Origin of the sequence: Pseudomonas syringae group sp. 26L6 (genome assembly GCF_032587815.1) — a bacterium.
Lineage (GTDB): Bacteria > Pseudomonadota > Gammaproteobacteria > Pseudomonadales > Pseudomonadaceae > Aquipseudomonas > Aquipseudomonas amygdali.
Genome location: NZ_JAWHPJ010000057.1, coordinates 246,053 through 268,854 on the forward strand (window position 1 = coordinate 246,053; position 22,802 = coordinate 268,854).

Below are 22,802 nucleotides of genomic sequence, written 5' to 3' on the forward strand. Positions count from 1 at the left end.
GGAGTCAGAACATGAAACAGTGGTTATCGATTTCCCTGAGTGCAAGCCTGCTGGTCGCGGGCCTGGCACAGGCGGCCACGCCATTGATCGGCGTGGGTATGGCCAAGTACAACGACAATTTTCAGACCATTCTGCGCCACGGCGTGGAAAAGCAGGTGGCGCTGCTGGATGCCGACATCTTCATGGAGAACGGCCAGGACGACGTGGAGTTGCAGATGCGTCAATTCCGCAACCTGGTCAATTCGAAAGTCGACGCCATCGTTGTTGCTATGGTGAACGGCAAAAGTGCAGCGGAAATGATGCGTCTGGCCAACGAAGCCAAGGTTCCGCTGGTATTCGTCAACCGCAATCCGGAACCTGCCAAGTGGCCTGCGCTGACGGCATTTGTCGGCTCTGACGAACTGGAGTCCGGCACTTTGCAAATGGAAGAGCTGGCCCGTCGTGCCGGTTACAAGGGTAACGTGGTGATTCTGGTGGGTGATCCGAGTAACAAGTCGTCGGTCATGCGCACCGAGGACGTGGAAAAGGTGGTCGCCAAGTACCCGAACATGAAGGTCGTGCAGAAGAAAATCGGCAACTGGGAGCGCAGCCAGGCCGCGACAATCGTGATTGACTGGGTCAAGCAGGGTGTGGACTTCTCTATCGTCGCGGCTAACAACGACGAAATGGCGATCGGTGCGATCATGGGGCTGGAGAAGGCCGGAAAGAATGCCAGGGATTATCTGGTGGGCGGCATCGACGGCACCCCGGACGGCTTGAAGCTGATGGCCGAGGGCAAGATGGCCGTCAGCGTGTTTCAGGATGCGGTCGGCCAGGCCAACGGCGCAGTAGATGCCGCGCTGAGCATGGCGCGTGGCGAAACACTGGCATCTCCGGTCATTTGGGTACCCTTCAAACTCATCACCCCGGAGAATCGCCAGCAGTTCGAATAGGGCCGCGGTGTGGACTGACTGTCTTTCCAGTGAACCGCACGCGGAGCGCTCAGCGTTGTTTCAATTAGCCCGGAAGCTCGACGCTTTCCGGGCACAAGCCCACTCTACGGTATCTCAGGGCTTGTCTATAACGCGCTATAACCGGATATCCTGCGGCCCGCGAATCTGTGCTTCGATGCGTGTGCCGGTCAGGCGCTCTTCGTTGGAGAAACCATCGTAGCTGGCCAGGTCGCCGAAGCTGATGCCAGTGAGTTTTTCGATCTGCAGGACGCTGCGCTGCCAGGTTCTGAGTGGACCGAATACGATCTCCAGCTTACCCAGCTCGCTGCTCTGGTCGATCATGTAGGCACTGGCCGAAGGTTTGCCGTCGTCGCCAAGAAACGCCACGACCTTCCAGAATGCCGAAGGGATCTTGACGTTGCGGTAGCTGCGGTCGTCTTCGCGCAGCACCGGCCCGCTGAAAACGGTTACCCGGGATTTCCAGCGTCGCGTGTTCTCAAGGATGTAGTCCTCAAGTTCCAGCCATGTCTTCTGATTGAAGGCGGCCATCTGCGGTGAGCAGTTGGTGAAGTGAAAGGTATCGCTGTTGGCCGTTTCGGCTTCCTTGCCCCAATTAGGGTCCTGACGCCTGACCAGATGACCGCGATCCAGCAGATTGTCGGCGTACAGGCTTTCGCCGATCTGCGCCTCGGCAGGCAGCCTGCCATCAAAAGACCACGAATCCTTGCCACGCTTGACCTCGACGCTGCTGGCACCGTCGATATTGACACCGACATACAGAGCAAGACGCCGACTGCGGGACATGGTGATTGAAAAGTGGGTGTAATCGAGGCGATTTCCAGCGTTGTCCAGCGGATAGACATCCGGTGCCAGCTCCGCGTCGGTCGAGGGCCATGGCACGACGAAGTCACCGAGAAAATTCTCGACATACCCCTTACGTTTCTGCAATTCGCTCGCCGGTGTGGTGCGTGGCGATGCAAGAGGTTGCGGTGCAAGCAATTCGGCCGAAGGGAGCAGTGGCTTGAGGTCGGCGAGGCGTGGTCGGTAGGTGAGATCGATAGCGGGTTTTTTGTCAGACACTTGGTTGGCTCCTGCGGTGGGCGTGAGTTCATTACAGTTCACCATAGCCGCGTTACAGGTCGACGTCAGGCCGGGTAATCGATCGTTCGCGGGCACTCATACAGTAAAAAACTGTAAACGGGTTCAAGTTACGGGTAACAGGCGTCGATAAGCTCTGAATAAGAGCACTCCGCAGTTCATGTTATTTCACTGATCGCAGGGGACATCAGGATGTCGATAAAGCTACGTCTATTGTTGTTGATTGGCACCAGCGTGCTGACGGTTCTGATCATCAGTCTGGTCAACTATGTGGGCAATACGCGCACGGAGACGGCGATGATCGACAGCGAGGTCAGCATGACCGCGCTCAGCAATCATCTGGAAGCCGACATGATGCACGATGCGCTGCGTGCCGATGTGCTGTCGGCAATGCTGGTCGGCCTGGGCAAAAGCAACAGCACGCGTGAAGAGGTGCAGAAATCCCTTGATGAGCATGCTGCACATTTTCGCGCTGTGCTGAACGATAACCTCAAACTTCCCATCACCGAAGCGATCAAGGCGGAGCTGAACAGGATCAAGCCCAGCCTCGATACCTATATTGCCAGTGGCGAGCGTATTGTCGGTCTGGCTCTGGTTAATCCGGAACGAGCGCAACAGGAACTGGGCACGTTCACCAGCGCCTTCACGCAACTGGAAGAGCAGATGTCCAGTCTCAGCGACCTGATCGAGGAGAACTTCAAGGCAAGCGGCGAAGGTGCCCGTCAGGCAATCCGCAGCGCCAACATCGCTCTGGTTGTGGTGCTGGTGGCCAGTATCCTGCTGCTTCTGGTTCAGGGCCGCTGGGTAACCCGCAGCATCATGATTCCTCTTGCCTCTGCCAGCCGCATTGCCGACAGCATTGCTCACGGCAATCTCAGTGAACCAATCGCCGAGCCCCGTGGCCGTGATGAGGCCAGCATGCTGATTCGCAGTCTGGCGGTCATGCAGCGCGACCTGCGCGGGATGATCGAAGTGGTGCGCAGCAACGCGCATGGCGTCAGCGGTATGAGCCGCCAGCTCAGCAGTGGCTGCCATGAAGTGGCCGACAGCAGTCGGCAGCAGAGCTCGGCAGCGGGCACCATGTCGGCAGCGACCAGCGAGATGACGGCGAGCATCGAAGAAATCACCCGGCATGCCGGCCACGCACTGGAGATGGCAAATCAGGCTGAAACACTGGCGAAAAATGGTGGCCGGGTTATTCATCAGGTGGTCAGTGACATGGACAGCATTGCCCGCTCGGCGCAGCTGTCGGCGCAGGTTATCCGTACGCTGGACAAGGACTCGGAAGGAATTTTCAATATTATTCAGGTGATCAAGGGCATTGCCGATCAGACCAACCTGCTGGCGCTTAACGCAGCCATTGAAGCTGCACGCGCTGGCGAGCAGGGTCGAGGTTTTGCCGTAGTTGCCGACGAAGTTCGCAATCTGGCGGGGCGCACCAGCACCTCGACCCAGGAAATCACCGCGATGGTCGCTCGTATTCAGCAAAGTACCCGCGAGGCGGTGACCAGCATGGAAGCAGGCGTTGCCCAGGTCGACAAGGGCATGGCCGTCACCGCCGAAGTGCAACGCTCGATCAGCGAGATACTGGAGGCCACGTTGAGCACCACACAGCTGGTCAACGACATCACTCGCACCATTGGTGAACAGAGCCTGGCCAGTAACGAAATCGCTCACCAGGTGGAGATGATTGCCAGTATGTCCGAGGGCAATAGCCGGGTCATCGGGCAGACCGCCAGCACTACCGACGAACTTTCGGCAATGGCCGGACAGCTTTCGCAATCGGTGGATCGTTTCCGTCTTTGATATCAAATAGCCTCAGCGTGCAGTACTCTCCGGCGCATTCGACCCCCGGTCGAGTCGCGCAGGGGCATCACAGGCCTGTATCGGCCGGTTCAGCCATTGAATCTTCGGCACCGACAAGCGTTAATTTTCGTGGATGAATCATTTTTCACCCCAGGAGCAGCGACATGCAGACGTTAAAGGCCTTATACGAGTCAGTCGAAAAGCAGTTTTTCGACACACTGACCAAAAAGCTCTCGAGCCTTTTTCTGCTGGTCCTGTTCAGCGCGCTGCTGTACTGGGTGGCTCTGAACATCCGCTCTGACATCATGCTGCAACTCCACGGCACGCAACTGGATGCGGCCGAATTGGGCAAAATTCAGGGCCAACTGGATGTCCTCAGCAACGCAATCCTGCTGAGCACCCTGTTTACGCTGGTCATGGTCAGTTTCATGGTCTGGTACTTCCGCCATTTGATTGTGCGTCCAGTGATGTTCATGACTCACGCACTCGAAGAAATCGCCAACGGCGAGGGCGACCTGTCCCGTGACTTGCCATTATTGACCCATGACGAAATTCGAGTGCTGGCCAGTACCTGCAATCGTTTTCTGGCCAAGCAGCGCGAGGTTATCAGCAGTATTCAGGCGCTGACGGTGCAGATCGCAGTCGAATCGGCACGCTCGCTGAAAAACATCAGTGATTCCAGCGACAGCGCGACCGATCAGGCGCGTTTCGCCAGAGAGGTGATGGACCAGAGCAATATGGCGGTGGGCAGCATTGAGGACGTCTCGCAGCAGACGCAGGGCATTTCCACGACCACTGCGCAGAACCTGAGCATGGCGCGTGACTCTTATGCCGAATTGCTGGAGGTGACTGGAAACATTAGCCAGATATCCAGCAGTCTCAATGAATTCGGTGGGCTGGTATCCGGCTTGAATGAGCGTTCTTCAAGCATCAAGTCGATTGTCGGGCTCATACAGCAGATATCCTCGCAGACCAACCTGCTCGCGCTCAATGCGGCCATCGAAGCGGCGCGGGCCGGTGAAAGCGGTCGAGGGTTTGCTGTGGTGGCGGATGAGGTGCGCACCCTGGCGCAGAACGTCAGTAAAGCCACTGACGATATCTCCCGGAACATCGACGCGATGCTTCAGGAGGTCAGCTCCACCCACGAACAGACCATTCAGATCAGCCACAGCGCCCGCGAAACGCAACAGGTCGTAGAGCGCGCATCCGGCCATTTCGAGAGCATGATCGGTGATTTCGAGTCCACCAATGACAAGTTGGCCGACATCGCTGCGCATATCCAGCAGTTCGCAACCACCAACACAGGCATCAACGAACGGGTGACGCGAATTTACTCCGACAGCCAGGCTATCGACCAGCGTATGCAGCACTCTGCTACCGCCACCCGTGACCTGTCCGGTGTAGCCGAGAAGGTTCAGGCCTTGCTGGGGCGTTTCGTGCTGGGGCATGGCGAACTGGACGCTGCCATTACCCGCGCGAGTCAGTGCCGGGACATCCTGCAGGTGCGGCTGGCCGAGCTGCACAAACAAGGCGTCAATCTGTTCGATCAGAGCTACAAGCTGATTCCTGGCACCGACCCCAAGCAGTACATGACCGGTTACACAGAACGCTTCGCACAAGTCTGTCAGGAAGAGTGCGACAAACTCACCAAGGGCACCCGGGGCGGCAAGGTCACCTTTATCGTGGATAACAAAGGTTACTGCCCGGTCAACAACAGCTGGGTGTCACTGAAACCAACCGGCGACCGTGCCGTCGACTTGCCGGTGTGCCGCAACAAGCGCATGTTCTCCGACCCGATAGGCTTGCGTGCTGCGGGCAACCAGCAGCGTTTTCTATTGCAGACCTACCTGCGTGATACCGGCGAGATCATGACCGAAATCGATGTGCCGTTCTTTTTTGAAGGGCGTCATTGGGGCAACTTGCGGATGGGCTTCGACGCGGCGCTGTTGCTGGGCAAGTGAGGCAGCGTTACTGTTGCGTCGATAAGGCATGCAACACGACTGAACGTTCGCGCCGGTAAAAGCTCCACTTCTACAAGGCGCTGATTTTCAGAACGCCACCGGAGGTGTGACTTTGAACATTCAAGATCTGACAAAACATGCGAAGGATAAAAAGGTTCGTGAACTCGATCTGATCTCCATCGAGGGCGGTTCCTATGTGCTCCATGCACAACTGGACGGCAAGTCTGTACCGGTGGAAGACTCGACTGGCAAAACCTTGCACGTTGCCTCGGTGGAAGAGGCGCGCAAGGTGCTTTCTTCGGTATCTGATGTAAAGCTGTTCCTGACCCAGGCTGTGGCTCACGACGAAATGGTCGGTCTGGGCAGCGCTCAGGCAGAGTCATCACGCCAGGAGATCCCGTTGCGCTCAAGCCACTGATCGCGATGTCAGGCGCTGCGCCTGACCGCGATGCACTTGATTTCCAGCAGCAGCCCGGGATGCGCCAGCTCGGCAACGCCGATGCAGGTCCATGCACATTGGCCCCGCGGAAATATACGGTTTTTCACGTCACGAAACACCGCCATGTGCTCGCTCATGGCTACGTGATAAGTCGTCATGTCGACTATATCGTCGAACGTGCAGCCGCCCTCAGCCAGTACCGTGCGCAGGTTTTCCCAGCAGGCGATGAACTGCGCTTCGGGGTTGAGGATGACTTCCATTTCCCGTGTGCGCCCCACCTGACCGGCGCAGTAAAGAGTGTCGCCGACTCTGACTGCGGGTGCATAGCCTGCTCGGTCCATAATCGGCTGCATGGTGGGCGGAACGATGATCTCTCGGTCTGACATGTTGTAACACCTGTTTGTAACGCTTGAGTGTGTAACACCCGACTATGCGATGGCTGATCGGGTTGTATATGAGCCAGTCATCTGGCCGCCGGTCTGGCTGTACGTCGCGGTTTTTTCGCCGCAGTGCCCGTTGCAGCAGAGGACGTAGCAGTGCTGCGCTTCGCGGTCTTGCGTTTTTTCTTCCAGGGCGGCGCAACGCCTGCCGGGCTGGCCGGGCCGCTGATGCTCATGCGCATGCCGACGCAGCGGCTGACCTGTTTGCTCATCCACGCTGCCTGTTTGGCGACGAACTCTTCAAGGCTCATTTCGCCGCTCTGTACCATGTCGAGTGCCTGTTCCCAGATCGCTGTAGTGCCTGGGTCGGCGATGGCGCGGGGGACGGCGTCGATCAGGCTGAATGCTGCGGGCGCTGCGCAGAGTGCCTTGCCCTGTTTGGTCAGATAGCCACGGTCCAGCAGGCCCTGAATGATGCCGGCGCGGGTGGCTTCGGTACCGATGCCGGTTGTGTCCTTGAGCTTTTGCTTGAGCAGCGGGTCTTCCACCAGTTTGGCGACGTTTTTCATGGCCTTGATCAGATCGCCTTCGGTAAAAGGTTTGGGCGGTTGGGTCCAGAGGTCCTTGAGGATGACCTCAGCGACGGCGCACTCGCAGCCCTGGAACAATGCCGGCAACGGCTGCGGCGCAGGCGCTTCGCGACCCTTGGCCGGTGCCAGTGCCTCGGGCATGGCACGTTTCCAGCCTGGCTCGACAATTTGTTTGCCGACCGCCCGCAGCGCATGGCCTGCGCAGTCGAAGTCGGCCTGGGTACGGTCGTATTCGTGGTTGGGCAGGAACTGCGCCAGATAGCGCGCCCTGATCAGGGTGTACACCGCTCGCGGCTTGCCGGTCAGACGCTCGACGCCGCGCACGGCAGCAGTGGGAATGATGCCGTGGTGGGCAGTCACTTTGCCGTCATTCCAGGCCCGCGATCGGCGTTGCGGGTCAAGGTGTGGCGACAGGCTGGCCAGCGTCGGGTCTGCCTTGCACAGCGCTGCGATGATACCCGCGGCTTCGCCATGCTGACTGTTCGGCAGGTAACCGCAATCGCTGCGCGGGTACGTGATGACCTTGTGTGTTTCATACAGCGACTGAGCTATATCAAGGGTTTCCTGCGCCCCAAGCCCGAGCTTTTTCGAGCAGATTTCCTGCAGGGTGCCCAGATCGAAAGGCAGCGGGGCAACTTCGCGAATCCGCTCGGTGCGCAGCTTGACCAGCCGTGCGCTGGCCGCACTGCGCATCGCTTCGGCAGCCTGTTGCGCCAGCGGCTGATTCAGGCAGCGGTCCTGATCGTCGCAGGCGTCGGACGGTGCGCGCCATTGGGCGATAAAAGCCTGATTGTCGTGCAACAGCCTGACGTCAATGGCCCAGTAGGGTGCCGGTACGAAGTTGGCGATGCTGCGATCACGGTCCACCACCAGCCGCAGGGTCGGGGTTTGTACCCGCCCGACTGGCAATACGCCCTGATAACCCGACTGGCGACCCAGCAGGGTGAACAGGCGGCTCATGTTCATGCCGATCAGCCAGTCGGCACGGGATCGACCCAGTGCCGAGTGATACAGGCTGAACGTATCGGCACCGGGTTTGAGCGCTGCCAGCGCCTTGCGGATGGAGGCGTCATCGAGTGCCGACAGCCACAAACGCTGAATCGGCCCGCGATAGCGACAGTGTTCGACCAGTTCGCGGGCGATCATCTCGCCTTCGCGGTCGGCATCGGTGGCTATCACCAGCTCTTGAGCTTCGCCCAGCAATCGCTTGACTGCCTTGAACTGGCTGGCAGTTCTCGGCTTGACGAGCATCTTCCACTTTTCCGGAATGATGGGCAGGTCTTCCAGCACCCAGCGTTTGTAACGCGCATCGTAGGCGTCGGGCGGGGCGGTTTCCAGCAAGTGGCCGATGCACCAGGTCACAGTGGCATTGGCGCCCACCCAGCAGCCGTCGCCACGCCGGGTCGCGCCGAGCGCAGCCGCAATGTCTTTGGCCTGGGAGGGTTTTTCGCAAAGAAACAGCCGCATGACTACCGTCGTCGATTACCGGTGCAAGGGCTGCAAGGATGAACGTTGAATACGCTACGGGCAAGTTTTATCTGTATGGATATACAGATAAGTGAGGAGGGCCATGGGGTGAAGCACTCACGCCATGACCGCTCTTGCAGCCGCGGAGAGTGTGCCGGCTCAGCTCAACAGGTCGGAGAACGCCTTGTCGGCTTCAAGCACCGCTGGCAGCCCGGCAAACAGTGCGTCCAGATCGACTCCTTCCATCAATGGCCCGCCGCAGGCCTGCTGCGCTTGCGCAGTTGCGCCGCCGTGGGCTTCCAGTGCATCAGAGATGGTGATGGCCTGAGCGACGATCTTTGGCAGCGGTGCGTCGGCCGGAGCCTTCAGCGGTGTTGCCTGATAGGCGATAGCCTGTTTGATCAGCTCTGGCAGATGCCAGCGACTGGCCAGCTCTGCGCCTACTTCCGGGTAGCTGAAACCCAGTTGCAGGGTTTCGTTGGCTGCACGCCCCGGTGTACCGGCCTTGGCTGCGTTGTTCAAGCGCTCTGCAACGTCGGGGGCGCCGGTCTGGATCAGCAGTTCGCCGATGTTATGCATGACCCCGCAGGTAAAGGCGATTTCTGGGTCGACACCCGTCTGTTTCGCCAGCATTCGGCAGATCCCTGCCACCTGAAAGCTTTTGAGCCAGAACCCTTTGAGGTCAAAACTCGGCCCGGCTTTGAACGCGCCGGTCACTGCCGAGGCCATTACCAGGGTGCGCAGGGTGTTGAAACCCAGGCGCATGGCCGCGTCTTCGATACTGGAGGATTCTCGCGAGCCGCGAAACCGCGCCGAGTTGGCAAGGCGCAGCACCTTGGCAGCAATCACCGGGTCTTTCTCGATGTTTCGGGCAATGCTTTCCAGGTTCGAGGAAGGGTTGTCAAATTGCAGCATCAGGTCCTGAGCCACTTTGGGGATGCTCGGGAGACTGTGCAAATCGTCAAAAAGTTTTTCGATACTCAGCATGGCAAGACCATCCTCTGCACGGCGGGGATGAGTTCACCATAGCCAGTTTTTCCGGCTCTGCACGTTTCACCGTCGATTGTGGGAGACAGGTCTCAGCACGCTTTGAAAAAAATAATCAAGGACTCGTCCATCGCGGCCGATATGGCGATACAAGCGTCTCTGTAAGGTTTCGGTACCTGAACCTGCCTGATGATCGACATGGCAGGTGCTGGTGTATCGACTCCGGTTGCTGAACGGCCTGTAGGTTGTTACGTGAAAAGGACGGCACAGTTGGAAGTTTGATTGGCGATTCAGAGATCGTCCTTATTGGTTTTTGCCGTGGAAGTAACCGCTATGAAAAGTCTGGGTTTCAGCAAGAAAATTCTTCTCGCCGCCGCATTGATTGTGGTTGTCGCGTTCAGTGTGTTCATTGTCATCAATGACTATCGACAACGTCAGTCGCTCAAATCCAGCGTCAGGTCCGAGTTGCAACAACTGGGTACGCTCACCACGCAGAACATCCAGACCTGGCTGGAAAGCCGCATGCAATTGCTGCAATCGATGTCGCAGCAAGTCGCCGCGGATGGCAAGGAGCTGCCACAGTTGCAGCGCGCCATTGGCCTGCCTGCCTACAGCGAAAGTTTTCAGTTGAGTTACTTTGGCAGCACCGATGGCGTGATGTTCTCGGTGCCGTCGGCCAATCGCCCCGCTGACTACGATCCGCGTGCACGTGGCTGGTACAAGGCGGCACAGAATGCGCCCGGCACCATTGTGACCGAACCCTACATCGCGGCATCTTCCGGCAAGCTGGTCATGACCATGGCCACACCGGTCAAGTTTCAGAATCAGTTCGTGGGCGTGGCCGGTGCTGATATCGCTCTGGACAACGTCACCAAGATCATCAACTCGCTGAACTTTGATGGCCATGGTTATGCGTTTCTGGTCAGTGCCGACGGCAAGATTCTGGTGCACCCGGACAGCAAACTGGTGCTCAAGAACATCAGTGAAGCCTACCCGACCAACACTCCGAAAATTGCTGCCGGGGTGAGTGAAATCGACTCCGGTAAAAAGCCGGAGATCATTTCCTTCACGCCCGTTCAAGGTGTCTCGACGGCCAACTGGTACGTGGCACTGGTACTGGAGCAGGATTCCGCCTACGCCATGTTGACCGAGTTCCGTACCTCGGCCATCACTGCGATGGTGGTTGTGGTGATGGTGATCATCCTGCTGCTGGGCCTGTTGATCCGGGTGTTGATGCAACCCTTGCATCAGATGGGCCGCGCGATGCGTGATATCGCCGATGGCGAGGGCGATTTGACCAAGCGTCTGGCCATCACATCGCAGGACGAATTCGGTGCCCTGGCGCAATCGTTCAACCATTTTGTCGAACGTATCCATACCTCGATCCGCGAAGTGGCCTCGACTGCCGCGCAACTGGGGGCGGTGGCCACACAAGTGGTCAAGGTCTCCAACGCGTCGATGGACAACTCCGACCAGCAGGCCAACCGCACTGAAAGCGTGGCAGCGGCGATCAACGAATTGGGTGCCGCTGCCCAGGAAATCGCCCAGAATGCTGCGCGCACCTCGCAGCAGTCGAGCGATGCGAGCGGCCTGGCCAGCGACGGCCAGAACGTTGTGCAGCAGACCATCAAGGCCATGAACGAGCTGTCCGGCAAGATCAGCGAGTCGTGCGTGAACATCGAAAGCCTGAATGGCAAGACCGCCAACATCGGGCAGATTCTCGAAGTGATCACCAGCATTTCCCAGCAGACCAACCTGCTGGCGCTCAACGCGGCCATCGAGGCGGCGCGTGCCGGTGAAGCCGGGCGCGGGTTTGCCGTGGTGGCTGACGAGGTGCGTAACCTTGCGCACCGCACTCAGGATTCGGCGCAACAAGTGCAGAAGATGATTGAAGAGCTGCAGGTCGGCGCTCGTGAGGCAGTGGTCAACATGACTGAAAGCCAGCGTCAGAGCGAGGACAGCGTAGGCATCGCCAACCTCGCTGGCGAGCGCCTGGGCAGCGTGACCCGCCGTATCGAAGAGATCAACGGCATGAACCAGTCGGTGGCCGCAGCAACGGAGGAGCAGACCTCGGTGGTGGAGTCGATCAATGTCGACATCACTCATATCAACACCCTCAACCAGCTGGGTGTCGACAACCTGCGCCAGACCCTGGACGCCTGCAACTCGCTGGAAGAGCAGGCTGCCCGCTTGCAGCAACTGGTCGGCAGCTTCCGGATCTGATCCGGCAGCTGTCTGTACCAAGCGGAGGGCTCATCGTGATGTACAGGTTACGATGGGCCTGTAAATAGGGCTCAAACCACGATGATGATCGTTACCACGCTCCGCGTGGTAATGCATTTCGTGACGCTGCAACACCTTCTGCGACAAACTGTTATCAGCTAGTCACTCACGGTTCATGAGGCTGCAACAACACAGGTTCAGTTTGGTTGACAACCGAATACGACCTGTCCCGGGTCGTGCGCAGACCGAGAAGCCTCATGAACGATGCCATTCATGTACAGGGCCTGAACAAGACCTTCTCGCACAAAAGTGCGCTGGTTGACCTTGCATTGTCTATACAACCGGGTGAGATGGTTGCGCTGATTGGCGCTTCCGGCTCTGGCAAATCAACCTTGCTGCGCCATCTTGCCGGCCTGGCGTACTGTGATCGCAGCAATGGCGGTCAGGTTCAGGTGCTGGGGCGCGAGGTTCAGTCGTCCGGTCGTCTCAACGGTCAGGTGCGACGTCTGCGCGCCGATATCGGCTATATCTTCCAGCAATTCAATCTGGTCAATCGCCTCAGTGTGCTCGACAACGTTTTGCTCGGTTGTCTGGGACGCATGCCGCGCTGGCGCGGCAGTCTGGCGCTGTTCAATCGCGAGGAAAAACAGCGTGCGATGGCCGCGCTGGACAGGGTAGGGCTGGCAGATCTTGCCACCCAGCGGGCTTCGACCCTGTCTGGCGGCCAGCAGCAACGAGTGGCGATTGCTCGTGCCTTGACACAGCGCGCCGAAGTGATCCTTGCCGACGAACCGATTGCCTCGCTGGACCCCGAATCGGCCCGCAGGGTCATGGAAATTCTTGCCGACATCAATCGCAGCGATGGCAAGACCGTCGTCGTCACCCTGCATCAGGTGGATTACGCGGTGCGCTATTGCCCGCGTGCCGTGGCCCTCAAGGGCGGGCGGATCCATTTTGATGGCCTGGCGCAGGATCTCAGCAAACAGTTCCTCAATGACCTCTACGGTGCAGACGCGGACGCGAGCCTGATGATCACCGAACGAAGCCGTCGCGTTCGGCAGAAGCCGCGTCTGGAACTGGCCAAAGTCTGAAGCTTTTCAACATCACCCTATTTATCAGGAGAGCCTGCATGTTCAAGCGTATCGGTCGTCTTCTCGCCTCTGCCGCCTTGCTGACCGCCTGCGCGTTGGGCACGGTCCAGGCTGCAGAAGAAAAAGCCATCAATTTCGGCATCATGTCCACCGAGTCATCGCAGAACCTGAAAAGTATCTGGCAGCCGTTTCTCGATGACATGAGCCGCAAAACCGGTCTGAAGGTCAATGCCACCTTTGCTTCGGACTACGCCGGTCTGATTCAGGGCATGCGCTTCAACAAGGTCGATGTGGCCTGGCTGGGCAACAAGGCCGCGATGGAAGCGGTAGACCGCTCCAATGGCGAGATCTTTGCCCAGACGTCTGCCGCCAACGGCGATGCGGGCTACTGGAGCCTGTTGATCGTGCGCAAGGACAGCCCGATCAACTCCGTCGAAGACATGCTCAAGAACGCCAAGAGTCTGACCTTCGGCAACGGTGACCCGAACTCCACGTCGGGTTATCTGGTGCCTGGCTATTACGTATTTGCCAAAAACCACGTGGATGCCTCCACCGCCTTCAAGCGCACCTTGAACTCCAGCCATGAGGTCAATGCCCTGAGTGTTGCCAAAGGTCAGCTGGATGTCGCGACCTTCAATACCGAAAGCTGGGACCGCCTGGCCGTGACTCAACCGGACAAGGTCGAGCAATTGAAGGTGATCTGGAAGTCGCCGCTGATTCCAGCCGACCCGATTGTCTGGAGCAAAGCTCTGTCGGACGAAAACAAGGCGAAGATCCGTGATTTCTTCGCCGATTATGGCAATACCGCTGAAGAGAAAACCGTCCTGAAGAACATGCAGATGGGCAAGTTCCTCAAGTCCAGCGACGACCAGTTGTTGCCTATTCGCCAGCTTGAGCTGTTCAAACAGCGTACTGAGGTGGCCGCCAGCACCACGCTGGATGCTCAGGAGAAAGCGACCCGCCTCAAGGACATCGACGCCAGCCTGAACAAGTTGCAGGAGCGCATCACCGAGCTGAACCAGAAAACGGCAGACAGCTCTGCAGGTTGAGCCAATCGATCACTATCAGGAGTTCGCCATGACCACTCAAGTTGCCTATGCCCAGGCTGCGGGCAAGCCCAACTGGTCTCGTTACCTGGGTTGGGGGCTGTTGCTTGCGGCACTGGCCTGGGCCTGGCAGGGCGCGGAAATGAACCCGATGACGCTGGTTCGAGACTCGTCGAACATGGCGACCTTCGCCGCCGATTTCTTCCCGCCGGACTTCCGTGAGTGGCGCAGCTACCTCAAGGAAATGCTGGTGACCATCCAGATTGCCCTGTGGGGTACGGCGCTGGCGATTGTCTGTTCGATACCGCTGGGCGTTCTTTGCGCCGAGAACATCACGCCGTGGTGGATTCACCTGCCATTGCGGCGCTGCATGGACGCCTTTCGCTCGATCAATGAGATGGTTTTTGCGATGTTGTTTGTGGTCGCGGTCGGGCTGGGGCCGTTTGCCGGGGTGCTGGCCCTCTGGATCAGTACCACCGGTGTGCTCGCCAAGCTGTTCGCCGAAGCCGTCGAGGCAATAGAGCCTGGTCCTGTCGAAGGGGTACGTGCGACCGGTGCCAGTGCTTTACAGGAAGTCATCTACGGTGTAATTCCTCAGGTTATGCCGCTATGGATCTCCTATGCTTTATACCGGTTCGAATCCAATGTGCGCTCGGCGACCGTAGTGGGCATGGTCGGTGCAGGCGGCATCGGGGTCATTCTCTGGGAGAATATCCGGGCCTTTGCGTTCGTCCAGACCAGCGCCGTGCTGCTGGTGATCATCGTTGTGGTAAGCGTCATCGACATCATGTCGCAGCGCCTGCGCAAGCAATTCATCTGACAGAAGAGGGGTGTTCAATGAACACTTTTTTTAATCATGCAGTTGTCTAGACAAGCTGAGCCGATGTACCTCGAACTGGCTGAAACCCTGCGCGATGAGCTGGTCTCGTATCGGCCCGGCGATTATCTGCCTGCCGAGTTTCAGTTGGCCGAACGCTTCTGTGTCAACCGCCATACGATCCGCCGAGCGGTCGATGAACTGGTCCGTGAGGGCAGTGTGTTGCGACGCCAAGGCAAGGGCACGCAAGTGCTGGAACGTCCGTTGATCTACCCGATGCAGGCCGACAGCGCCTACAGCCAGTCGCTGTCGGCACAAGGCATCGGCGTGGAAGCGATTCTGCTGTTGCGCCGCGAATGCCTCGCCAGTCACGAAGATGCGCTGCATCTGGGGCTGGCCGAGCATGCGCCGCTGATCGAAATGCAGACGTTACGCAAGCTGGATGGCCAGCCTGTGAGCCTGATCTGCCATCGCTACAGCGCCCGCTACAGCGATGTGCTGGCTGACTATCAGGGTGGCTCGGTTCGCCAGTATCTGGCTGAGCGCGAGTTGCCGCTGAGCCGCGCGCAGAGCCTGATCGGAGCCCGCCTGCCGTCCCGTGAAGAGGCCGGGCTGCTGCTGATGCCCCGGCACATGCCGGCGCTGACGGTGTTGACGGTTTCGTGTGACCGATCGGGGCGGCCGGTGGAGCTTTCCCGCTCGGCCAGCCGCTGCGACCGCTTCCAGTATCAGGTGGCGTTCAACCAGATCGCCGTCACCCCAACGACTGACTGACATCGAGGTGTTCCATGCAAGCAACCCCTGAAACGGCCGCGCGGCAGCACTGGATGGGCGTACTGGCGCGCGCCCTTGTCGATGAGCCGAGCCGCGAACAGTTGCAGCGTCACGAGGCGGCGTTGCGCGACACCGATTACCAGATAATCCGTGCCCCGGAAATCGGCATGACCCTGGTGCGTGGTCGCATGGGCGGCACCGGTTCGGCGTTCAATCTTGGCGAGATGAGCGTTACCCGCTGCGTGGTCCGTCTGGCCGATGGGCGCACGGGTTACAGCTACCTGGCCGGACGCGACAAGCGCCATGCCGAACTGGCGGCGCTGGCTGATGCCCATTTGCAAGGCGCGCAACAGGCCTGGTGGCTATCCGAACTGATCGAGCCCCTGGCGCGTGCGCAAGCCGAGCGTCGGGCACGCAAGGACGCAGAAGCCGCTGCAACCAAAGTGGAATTCTTTACCCTGGTCCGAGGAGAAGACTGATGAATGCCGTCCTTCTGCAACCTGCCTTCACCGATCCGGTGCTGGATGCCCAGCGCAGTTTTCGCATAGCTCTCAAGGCTTTGTGCGGTCCGGGTGTGATCCAGACCCTGCCCACCAGACATCAGCCGCCTGCCTTGCAGGGCCTGGACAGTGCCACTCATGCCTTGTGCCTGGCGCTGCTGGACCTGGACACTCCGCTCTGGCTTGCCCCTGAGTTTGATACCCCGGCGATTCGCGCGAATATTGCCTTTCATTGCGGCAGCCCGATTGTCACTGACCGGAGTGCTGCCCGTTTCGCGTTGCTCGATGCGTCGACTGTCGGGGACCTGCACGGTTTCGATACCGGCAACGACCGTTACCCTGATCAGTCCTGCACCTTGCTGATTCAGTTGCCAGGCCTGCAAGGCGGACAGACCCTTGCCTGGAGCGGTCCCGGCATCGAGCAGCAAAATTCTGTGGCCTTGCCGCTGGACGAAGCGTTCTGGACCGAGCGTGAAGCACGGAATGTCTTCCCCTGTGGGCTGGACGTGTTCTTTGTGTCGGGCAACCAGATGCTCGGCTTGCCACGCAGCACCCGCGTGCAGGAGTGTGCCTGATGTACGTCGCCGTGAAGGGTGGCGAACAGGCCATCGATAACGCCCACCGCCTGTTGGCCAACAAGCGCCGTGGCGATACAAGCATTGCCGAGCTCGATGTCGAGCAGATCCGCCAGCAGTTGCCACTGGCGGTTGCGCGAGTCATGAGCGAGGGTTCGCTGTACGACCCGCCGCTGGCCGCACTGGCGATCAAGCAATCGGCGGGGGATTTGATCGAAGCGATCTTTCTGCTGCGCGCCTACCGAACGACGCTGACGCGTTTTTGCGCCAGCGTGCCCATCGACACCTCGAACATGCAGCTCAACCGGCGCTTGTCTGCCACGTTCAAGGACGTCCCCGGCGGGCAATTGCTGGGCCCGACATTTGACTACACCCACCGCCTGCTGGATTTCACCTTGCTGGCCGAAGGCGAGCACCCTGGCCCGGACGTGGCGCCGGATGCAACGCTGCAACCCTGCCCGCGAGTGCTGGGGTTGCTGGCCAAAGAAGGGTTGATCAAACCTGAAGTGGACGATGGCGAGAGCGTCGCGGACATCACCCGCGAACCGCTGGAGTATCCGTCCAGTCGTGCCCAGCGTTTGCAGGCGCTGGCCCGTGGCGATGAGGGTTTCCTGCTGGCGCTGGGTTATTCGACCCAACGTGGTTACGGCCGCAACCATCCGTTCGCCGGGGAAATCCGCATCGGCGAGGTAGAGGTCTGGATAGAGCCTGAAGAACTGGGTTTTTCGATTGTGATCGGCGACATCGAAGTGACCGAGTGCGAGATGGTCAACCAGTTCGTCGGCTCGGCCAGCGAACCTGCGCAGTTCACCCGTGGCTACGGCCTGGCATTCGGCAACGCAGAGCGCAAGGCAATGGGCATGGCGCTGGTGGACCGCTCGTTGCGCGCCGGGGAATTCAACGAAGAAGTCCGCTCGCCGGCCCAGCAGGAAGAGTTCGTGCTGGCGCATTGCGACAACGTCGAGGCGGCCGGTTTTGTCTCGCACCTCAAGCTGCCGCATTACGTGGACTTCCAGTCCGAGCTGGAGTTGATCCGCAAGCTGCGCAAGTCCGCACCGCAACCGGAGAGCGACCAATGACTAATGCACCGATGAACACCGCAGAGCAAAGGTCCGCACGGGATGACGCCTACAACTTCGCGTATCTGGACGAGCAGACCAAACGCATGATTCGCCGTGCCTTGCTCAAGGCGGTAGCGATTCCCGGTTATCAGGTACCGTTCGGCGGGCGCGAGATGCCGCTGCCTTATGGTTGGGGCACCGGCGGGATGCAGCTGACCGCTGCGATCCTGGGTGCCGATGATGTGCTCAAGGTCATCGACCAGGGCGCTGACGACACCACCAACGCAGTCTCGATCAGGCGTTTCTTTGCCCGTACGGCCGGTATCGCCACCACCGAGCGCACCCCCGAGGCGACTGTCATCCAGACCCGTCACCGCATTCCGGAAACACCGTTGCACGCCGATCAGATCATGGTCTATCAGGTGCCGATTCCCGAGCCGCTGCGTTTCATCGAGCCTTCGGAAACCGAGACCCGCACCATGCACGCGCTGGACGATTACGGCGTCATGCACGTCAAGCTCTACGAAGACATCGCTACCTTCGGCCACATCGCTACCAGTTACGCCTACCCGGTGATGGTCGATGAGCGTTACGTGATGGACCCGTCGCCGATCCCTAAATTCGACAACCCCAAGCTGCACATGAGCCCTGCGCTGATGCTGTTTGGTGCGGGACGGGAAAAGCGTCTGTATGCCGTACCGCCGTTTACCCGGGTGGTAAGTCTGGACTTTGAAGATCACCCGTTTGAAGTGCAGCGCTGGGAGCAGTCCTGCGCAATCTGCGGCAGCCATGAGTCCTTTCTCGACGAGCTGATTCTCGACGATGCCGGGACGCAGAGCTTTGTCTGCTCCGACACCGATTACTGCGCCCAGCGCGTCAAGCAGCAGGAGAACGACCGATGATCAGTGCACGTTCGTTGGACGCGGCGGGCGGGCGCCTTCCTGACGCTGTGCAGCCGCTGCTCAAGGTACGCGGCTTGACTCGCCTGTACGGTGTGCAGAAGGGCTGTCAGGACGTCAGTTTCGATCTGTACCCCGGCGAAGTGCTGGGCATCGTTGGCGAGTCCGGCTCGGGGAAGTCCACGCTGCTGTCGCTGTTGAGCGGGCGCTGCCCGCCGGATCGCGGCAACATCGATTATCGAAGCAAGGATGGCAACTGGTTTGATTTGTACAGTTCCAGTGAGGCGCAACGTCGCACCTTGTTACGTACCGAGTGGGGCTTTGTCGAGCAGAACCCGCGTGACGGTTTGCGCATGGGCGTCTCTGCCGGAGCCAATATCGGCGAGCGCCTGATGGCCCAGGGCGTGCGCAATTATCAGCAATTGCGCAGTGCAGCGCTGGATTGGCTGAGCCAGGTCGAGATCGACCCGCTGCGCATTGATGATCTGCCGCGCACATTTTCCGGCGGCATGCAGCAACGCCTGCAAATCGCCCGCAACCTGGTGTCCAGCCCCAGACTGGTGTTCATGGACGAACCCACCGGCGGGCTGGACGTGTCGGTGCAGGCGCGGTTGCTCGACCTGTTGCGTGGTCTGGTTCGAGAGCTGGACCTGGCCGTGGTCATCGTCACTCACGACCTGGCGGTCGCACGGTTGCTGGCTGATCGGCTGATGGTCATGCGTCGCTCGGAAGTGGTCGAAAGCGGCCTGACTGACCAGATTCTCGATGACCCGCAGCATCCGTATTCACAACTGCTGGTGTCCTCGGTATTGCAGCCATGAGCCGCACTGTCCGAACAGCCTGTACAGAAGAGGTGAGCCCGATGACAACCTTGATCGAGGTCCGTGACCTGTCGAAAACCTTCACCCTGCACCAGCACAACGGCGTGGTCCTCGATGTGCTGCGCGGGCTCAGTTTCTCGGTGCGCGCTGGCGAATGCCTGGTGCTCAGCGGGCAGTCCGGCGCGGGCAAAAGCACATTGTTGCGCACTTTGTACGGCAACTACCTGCCTGCCGCTGGCAGCATCCGCGTACAGCACGAAGGCGAGTGGACCGAACTGGTCGGGGCAACCCCGCGCCAGGTGCTTGAGGTGCGGCGCAAAACGCTCGGCTATGTCAGCCAGTTCTTGCGCGTCATTCCGCGTGTCTCCAGCCTGGATGTAGTGATGGAGCCGGCACTCGCACGCGGATGGTCGCGCGAACAGGCTCAGGAGCGCGCGCAACTGCTGCTGAACCGGCTGAACATTCCCCAGCGCCTTTGGCCACTGGCTCCCAGCACCTTTTCCGGTGGTGAACAGCAGCGTATCAACATCGCCCGGGCATTCATGGTGCCGTGGCCGGTTTTATTGCTCGACGAACCGACGGCTTCGCTGGACGACGCCAACCGTCAGGTGGTGCTGGAGCTGGTCGACGAGGCCAAACAGGCCGGTGCCGCACTGATCGGTATTTTTCATGACCGCGACGCCCGTGAGGCAGTCGCCAATCGTCAACTCGACATGAGCCCGGTGGACCTCACCGCCAAGGAGTTGCTGCAATGCTGAACGAACAGATCTTTAGTAACGCCCGTGTGGTGACTGCCGAGCAGGTGTTCGTCGGCACAGTCGTGGTCCGCGACGGCCTGATTGCCGAGGTTCAGAGCGGGCGCAGCCAACTGAGCCAGGCTCAGGACATGCAGGGCGATTACCTGCTGCCGGGCCTGGTGGAGTTGCACACCGACAATCTGGAGAAGCACCTGTCGCCGCGGCCGGGTGTCGACTGGCCGTCGATGTCGGCGGTGATCAGCCATGATGCGCAAATTGTCGCGGCCGGGATTACCACGGTGTTCGATGCACTGTCTATTGGCGACATCAACCCCAAAGGCAAGCGCATGCAGCAACTGCCCGCAATGCTTCAGGCGATTGCCGACGCCAACGCAGCGGGCCTGACCCGCGCCGAGCACCTGTTGCACCTGCGTTGTGAGGTCAGTCATCCGGATACCCTGAGCGTGTTTCGTGACCTGGTGGACCAGCCACTGGTGCAACTGGTTTCGGTGATGGACCACGCGCCCGGCCAGCGCCAATTTGCCCTGGAGTCCAAGTACCGCGAGTACTACATGGGCAAGTACCACATGAGTCATGAGGAAATGGACCGCTTTATCGTCGAACAGGTGGCCAATTCCACCGAGTATGCCGACCGCTACCGGCGCGCGATTGTCGAACTGTGCCTGGCGCGCGGCCTGTCGATTGCGAGCCACGACGACGCAACCATGGCACATGTCGAGGAATCGGCAGGTTTCGGCATGAACATCGCCGAATTCCCGACCACACTCGAAGCGGCCCGCGGCTGTCGGCAACTGGGCATGAGTGTGCTGATGGGCGCACCGAACATCGTGCGCGGCGGCTCGCACTCCGGTAACGTGGCGGCAGCATCGCTGGCCCGACACGGGCTGCTGGACATTCTGTCCAGCGATTACTACCCGGCCAGCCTGTTGCAGGCCGCGTTCATGCTGGCCGAACAGGACAACGACTGCGAGCTGCCGCACGCGATCAATATGGTCAGCCGCACGCCCGCCGTTGCGGCAGGGTTGGCGGATCGGGGCGAGATTCGCATCGGTCTGCGCGCTGATCTGATTCAGGCGCGCAATCATGCAGGCCTGCCGGTTATCGACAAGGTCTGGCGACAAGGCAAGAGGGTGTTTTGATGGTTGGCAGGTTGATCTATCTCATCGGGCCGTCCGGTTCAGGCAAGGACAGCCTGCTGGATGCAGCCCGTGAAACGCTGGCGCAACGCAACTGCCGGGTTGTACGGCGGGTGATCACCCGTTCTGCCGAAGCGGTGGGCGAGGCGGCACAGGCGGTGACGGTCGAACAGTTCGAGCAGATGCGCGAGCGTGGCGCGTTTGCCTTGAGCTGGCAGGCCAATGGCTTGCACTACGGCATCCCCATCGAGATCGATCAGTGGCTGCTGGAGGGCCACGACGTGTTGATCAACGGCTCCCGGGCGCATCTGCAGAAAGCGCAATTGCGTTACCCGACGCTGCTGGCGGTGCTGCTGACCGTCAATCAGGACGTGCTGCGCCAACGGCTGTTGGCGCGCAACAGGGAAACCCTTGCGGAAATCGAGGAGCGCCTAGCGCGCAACTCGCGCTTTGCCGGGGATTTACTGGCGAACAATCCGCAGGTCTTCCCGCTGGATAATTCGGGTGATCTGCAACAGACCGTCGCCACGCTTATCGGCCTGATGGAGCGGCGTGACGCATGCGCCTGACCCTGCTGGGCACCGGTGACGCACGACAGGTGCCGGTCTACGGTTGCCAGTGCCCGGCCTGCTCGGCGGCGCGGGCGAATCAGGACCTGCGACGCTTGCCGTGCAGTGCGCTGATTGAATGCGCCGATCAGCGCTGGTTGATCGACAGCGGCCTGACCGACCTTACCGAACGTTTCCCGCCGCGCAGCCTGAATGGCATCCTGCAGACGCATTACCATGCCGACCATGCCCAGGGCCTGCTGCATCTGCGCTGGGGCCAGGGGCTGGTGATTCCGGTCCACGGCCCGGCGGACCCGGAAGGCCTGGCCGACCTCTACAAGCACCCCGGCATTCTCGATTTCAGCCAGCCGTTTGCAGCCTTCGAAACCCGGGCACTGGGCGCACTGCAGGTCACGGCGTTGCCGCTGACGCACTCCAAGCCCACGTTCGGCTACATGTTTGAAGGCGACGGGCAACGTTTTGCCTACCTGACCGACACAGTCGGCTTGCCCGACGCGACCTGCGAGTTTTTGCAACGCCAACCGCTGGATGTGTTGATTCTCGATTGTTCCATGCCCCCACAGCCTCAGCCGCCACGCAATCACAATGACCTGACCCTGGCGCTGCAAACCATCGACCAGTTGCGACCGGGCAAGGCGGTATTGACGCACATCGGCCATACGCTGGATGCGTGGTTGATGGGGCTGCCGCCAGGACTGCCGGGCCATGTATTGATCGGTCGGGACGGCATGGCGCTATAGGCGTGCGCATAAACGCAAAAACTGTGCGCTGATCGCCCGCAAAAGCCTGTTCCAGAAGCTTGGCAGCCTGCGACAATTTGTCATTATGAACCGTTTGGTACATTCTGTTCGGCTGTAAAAATCCGACAGGTT

The 22,802-nt window shown here is 59.8% G+C and carries 22 protein-coding genes and 1 pseudogene; 19 read left to right on the plus strand and 4 right to left on the minus strand.

Annotation, left to right across the window (positions count from 1 at the left end; genetic code table 11):
• The first annotated feature begins 11 nt into the window (after window positions 1-11).
• On the plus strand, window positions 12-932 hold the full coding sequence (locus RYA97_RS26070) for a substrate-binding domain-containing protein (RefSeq protein WP_005732958.1): 921 nt from the start codon (window positions 12-14) through the stop codon (window positions 930-932).
• A gap of 135 nt (window positions 933-1,067) precedes the next feature.
• On the opposite strand, the gene RYA97_RS26075 is transcribed toward RYA97_RS26070, so the two are convergent.
• Window positions 1,068-2,012, minus strand: coding sequence for a DNA/RNA non-specific endonuclease (locus RYA97_RS26075; RefSeq protein WP_005744259.1), 945 nt, complete (start codon window positions 2,010-2,012; stop codon window positions 1,068-1,070).
• A gap of 210 nt (window positions 2,013-2,222) precedes the next feature.
• Between RYA97_RS26075 and RYA97_RS26080 the strand changes: the two genes are divergently transcribed.
• The 3 genes from RYA97_RS26080 to RYA97_RS26090 all read left to right on the plus strand — a co-directional run bounded on the left by RYA97_RS26080 (window position 2,223) and on the right by RYA97_RS26090 (window position 6,215).
• A complete protein-coding gene (locus RYA97_RS26080; RefSeq protein ID WP_005744258.1) occupies window positions 2,223-3,836 on the plus strand; it encodes a methyl-accepting chemotaxis protein in 1,614 nt (537 codons plus the stop codon).
• 164 nt (window positions 3,837-4,000) lie between these two features.
• Window positions 4,001-5,797 carry a methyl-accepting chemotaxis protein gene (locus RYA97_RS26085; RefSeq protein ID WP_005744256.1) on the plus strand — a complete coding sequence of 599 codons (1,797 nt, stop codon included), beginning with the start codon at window positions 4,001-4,003 and terminating at the stop codon, window positions 5,795-5,797.
• A gap of 106 nt (window positions 5,798-5,903) precedes the next feature.
• Window positions 5,904-6,215: a DUF6482 family protein gene (locus tag RYA97_RS26090; protein WP_029240937.1), complete on the plus strand. Its 312-nt coding sequence runs from the start codon at window positions 5,904-5,906 to the stop codon at window positions 6,213-6,215.
• Window positions 6,216-6,223: 8 nt separating this feature from the next.
• Here the strand turns inward: RYA97_RS26090 and RYA97_RS26095 are convergent, their stop codons facing one another.
• The 3 genes from RYA97_RS26095 to RYA97_RS26105 form a co-directional block, all read right to left on the minus strand.
• A complete protein-coding gene (locus tag RYA97_RS26095; protein WP_004658073.1) occupies window positions 6,224-6,622 on the minus strand; it encodes a RidA family protein in 399 nt (132 codons plus the stop codon).
• Window positions 6,623-6,699: 77 nt separating this feature from the next.
• Entirely contained in the window at window positions 6,700-8,673 is a 1,974-nt protein-coding gene (locus RYA97_RS26100) for a DNA topoisomerase III (RefSeq protein WP_005744254.1), read from the minus strand.
• Between the two features lie 159 nt (window positions 8,674-8,832).
• Entirely contained in the window at window positions 8,833-9,660 is an 828-nt protein-coding gene (locus tag RYA97_RS26105) for an HDOD domain-containing protein (RefSeq protein WP_005744253.1), read from the minus strand.
• A gap of 333 nt (window positions 9,661-9,993) precedes the next feature.
• Between RYA97_RS26105 and RYA97_RS26695 the strand changes: the two are divergent.
• From RYA97_RS26695 to phnP, 15 genes and pseudogenes are all read left to right on the plus strand, one after another.
• A pseudogene (locus RYA97_RS26695) lies at window positions 9,994-11,025 on the plus strand (cache domain-containing protein); the annotation flags it as partial.
• 93 nt (window positions 11,026-11,118) lie between these two features.
• Entirely contained in the window at window positions 11,119-11,883 is a 765-nt protein-coding gene (locus RYA97_RS26700; protein ID WP_371321914.1) for a methyl-accepting chemotaxis protein, read from the plus strand.
• Between the two features lie 257 nt (window positions 11,884-12,140).
• A complete protein-coding gene (phnC, locus tag RYA97_RS26115) occupies window positions 12,141-12,974 on the plus strand; it encodes a phosphonate ABC transporter ATP-binding protein (protein WP_005744249.1) in 834 nt (277 codons plus the stop codon).
• Between the two features lie 38 nt (window positions 12,975-13,012).
• The gene (gene phnD / locus RYA97_RS26120; protein WP_004658078.1) at window positions 13,013-14,023 is read left to right on the plus strand and encodes a phosphonate ABC transporter substrate-binding protein; all 1,011 of its coding nucleotides are present in this window, start codon (window positions 13,013-13,015) and stop codon (window positions 14,021-14,023) included.
• 28 nt (window positions 14,024-14,051) lie between these two features.
• Window positions 14,052-14,840, plus strand: coding sequence for a phosphonate ABC transporter, permease protein PhnE (gene phnE / locus RYA97_RS26125; protein ID WP_002553872.1), 789 nt, complete (start codon window positions 14,052-14,054; stop codon window positions 14,838-14,840).
• Between the two features lie 36 nt (window positions 14,841-14,876).
• Window positions 14,877-15,611 (plus strand): phosphonate metabolism transcriptional regulator PhnF, encoded by a 735-nt coding sequence (phnF, locus tag RYA97_RS26130; RefSeq protein ID WP_002553871.1) that lies wholly within the window; start codon window positions 14,877-14,879, stop codon window positions 15,609-15,611.
• Window positions 15,612-15,625: 14 nt separating this feature from the next.
• Window positions 15,626-16,090, plus strand: a complete 465-nt coding sequence (gene phnG, locus RYA97_RS26135) for a phosphonate C-P lyase system protein PhnG (protein ID WP_005744248.1) — start codon at window positions 15,626-15,628, stop codon at window positions 16,088-16,090.
• Window positions 16,090-16,686: a phosphonate C-P lyase system protein PhnH gene (gene phnH, locus RYA97_RS26140; RefSeq protein WP_005744247.1), complete on the plus strand. Its 597-nt coding sequence runs from the start codon at window positions 16,090-16,092 to the stop codon at window positions 16,684-16,686. The genes phnG and phnH overlap by 1 nt, the downstream gene beginning before the upstream one ends.
• Window positions 16,686-17,765 carry a carbon-phosphorus lyase complex subunit PhnI gene (locus RYA97_RS26145; protein WP_016981356.1) on the plus strand — a complete coding sequence of 360 codons (1,080 nt, stop codon included), beginning with the start codon at window positions 16,686-16,688 and terminating at the stop codon, window positions 17,763-17,765. Before phnH ends, RYA97_RS26145 begins: the two co-directional genes overlap by 1 nt.
• Window positions 17,766-17,776: 11 nt before the next feature.
• Complete coding sequence (locus RYA97_RS26150; RefSeq protein WP_162491491.1) at window positions 17,777-18,649, plus strand: alpha-D-ribose 1-methylphosphonate 5-phosphate C-P-lyase PhnJ; 873 nt, start codon at window positions 17,777-17,779, stop codon at window positions 18,647-18,649.
• Window positions 18,646-19,467, plus strand: coding sequence for a phosphonate C-P lyase system protein PhnK (phnK, locus tag RYA97_RS26155; protein WP_005744244.1), 822 nt, complete (start codon window positions 18,646-18,648; stop codon window positions 19,465-19,467). Before RYA97_RS26150 ends, phnK begins: the two co-directional genes overlap by 4 nt.
• A 41-nt stretch (window positions 19,468-19,508) precedes the next feature.
• Entirely contained in the window at window positions 19,509-20,225 is a 717-nt protein-coding gene (gene phnL / locus RYA97_RS26160; RefSeq protein ID WP_005744242.1) for a phosphonate C-P lyase system protein PhnL, read from the plus strand.
• Window positions 20,219-21,364, plus strand: a complete 1,146-nt coding sequence (locus RYA97_RS26165) for an alpha-D-ribose 1-methylphosphonate 5-triphosphate diphosphatase (RefSeq protein WP_005732942.1) — start codon at window positions 20,219-20,221, stop codon at window positions 21,362-21,364. Before phnL ends, RYA97_RS26165 begins: the two co-directional genes overlap by 7 nt.
• Entirely contained in the window at window positions 21,364-21,930 is a 567-nt protein-coding gene (gene phnN / locus RYA97_RS26170) for a phosphonate metabolism protein/1,5-bisphosphokinase (PRPP-forming) PhnN (RefSeq protein WP_004665582.1), read from the plus strand. The genes RYA97_RS26165 and phnN overlap by 1 nt, the downstream gene beginning before the upstream one ends.
• Window positions 21,921-22,670 carry a phosphonate metabolism protein PhnP gene (phnP, locus tag RYA97_RS26175; RefSeq protein ID WP_005779697.1) on the plus strand — a complete coding sequence of 250 codons (750 nt, stop codon included), beginning with the start codon at window positions 21,921-21,923 and terminating at the stop codon, window positions 22,668-22,670. Before phnN ends, phnP begins: the two co-directional genes overlap by 10 nt.
• The last annotated feature ends 132 nt before the right edge of the window (window positions 22,671-22,802 follow it).

Coding starts and splice junctions, on each gene's coding strand:
- RYA97_RS26070 (WP_005732958.1), top strand. CDS start 12: ATGAAACAGTGGTTATCGATTTCCCTGAGTGCAAGCCTGCTGGTCGCG.
- RYA97_RS26080 (WP_005744258.1), top strand. CDS start 2,223: ATGTCGATAAAGCTACGTCTATTGTTGTTGATTGGCACCAGCGTGCTG.
- RYA97_RS26085 (WP_005744256.1), top strand. CDS start 4,001: ATGCAGACGTTAAAGGCCTTATACGAGTCAGTCGAAAAGCAGTTTTTC.
- RYA97_RS26095 (WP_004658073.1), bottom strand. CDS start 6,622: ATGTCAGACCGAGAGATCATCGTTCCGCCCACCATGCAGCCGATTATG.
- RYA97_RS26100 (WP_005744254.1), bottom strand. CDS start 8,673: ATGCGGCTGTTTCTTTGCGAAAAACCCTCCCAGGCCAAAGACATTGCG.
- RYA97_RS26105 (WP_005744253.1), bottom strand. CDS start 9,660: ATGCTGAGTATCGAAAAACTTTTTGACGATTTGCACAGTCTCCCGAGC.
- RYA97_RS26700 (WP_371321914.1), top strand. CDS start 11,119: ATGGACAACTCCGACCAGCAGGCCAACCGCACTGAAAGCGTGGCAGCG.
- phnC (WP_005744249.1), top strand. CDS start 12,141: ATGAACGATGCCATTCATGTACAGGGCCTGAACAAGACCTTCTCGCAC.
- phnD (WP_004658078.1), top strand. CDS start 13,013: ATGTTCAAGCGTATCGGTCGTCTTCTCGCCTCTGCCGCCTTGCTGACC.
- phnE (WP_002553872.1), top strand. CDS start 14,052: ATGACCACTCAAGTTGCCTATGCCCAGGCTGCGGGCAAGCCCAACTGG.
- phnF (WP_002553871.1), top strand. CDS start 14,877: ATGCAGTTGTCTAGACAAGCTGAGCCGATGTACCTCGAACTGGCTGAA.
- phnG (WP_005744248.1), top strand. CDS start 15,626: ATGCAAGCAACCCCTGAAACGGCCGCGCGGCAGCACTGGATGGGCGTA.
- phnH (WP_005744247.1), top strand. CDS start 16,090: ATGAATGCCGTCCTTCTGCAACCTGCCTTCACCGATCCGGTGCTGGAT.
- RYA97_RS26145 (WP_016981356.1), top strand. CDS start 16,686: ATGTACGTCGCCGTGAAGGGTGGCGAACAGGCCATCGATAACGCCCAC.
- RYA97_RS26150 (WP_162491491.1), top strand. CDS start 17,777: ATGAACACCGCAGAGCAAAGGTCCGCACGGGATGACGCCTACAACTTC.
- phnK (WP_005744244.1), top strand. CDS start 18,646: ATGATCAGTGCACGTTCGTTGGACGCGGCGGGCGGGCGCCTTCCTGAC.
- phnL (WP_005744242.1), top strand. CDS start 19,509: ATGACAACCTTGATCGAGGTCCGTGACCTGTCGAAAACCTTCACCCTG.
- RYA97_RS26165 (WP_005732942.1), top strand. CDS start 20,219: ATGCTGAACGAACAGATCTTTAGTAACGCCCGTGTGGTGACTGCCGAG.
- phnN (WP_004665582.1), top strand. CDS start 21,364: ATGGTTGGCAGGTTGATCTATCTCATCGGGCCGTCCGGTTCAGGCAAG.
- phnP (WP_005779697.1), top strand. CDS start 21,921: ATGCGCCTGACCCTGCTGGGCACCGGTGACGCACGACAGGTGCCGGTC.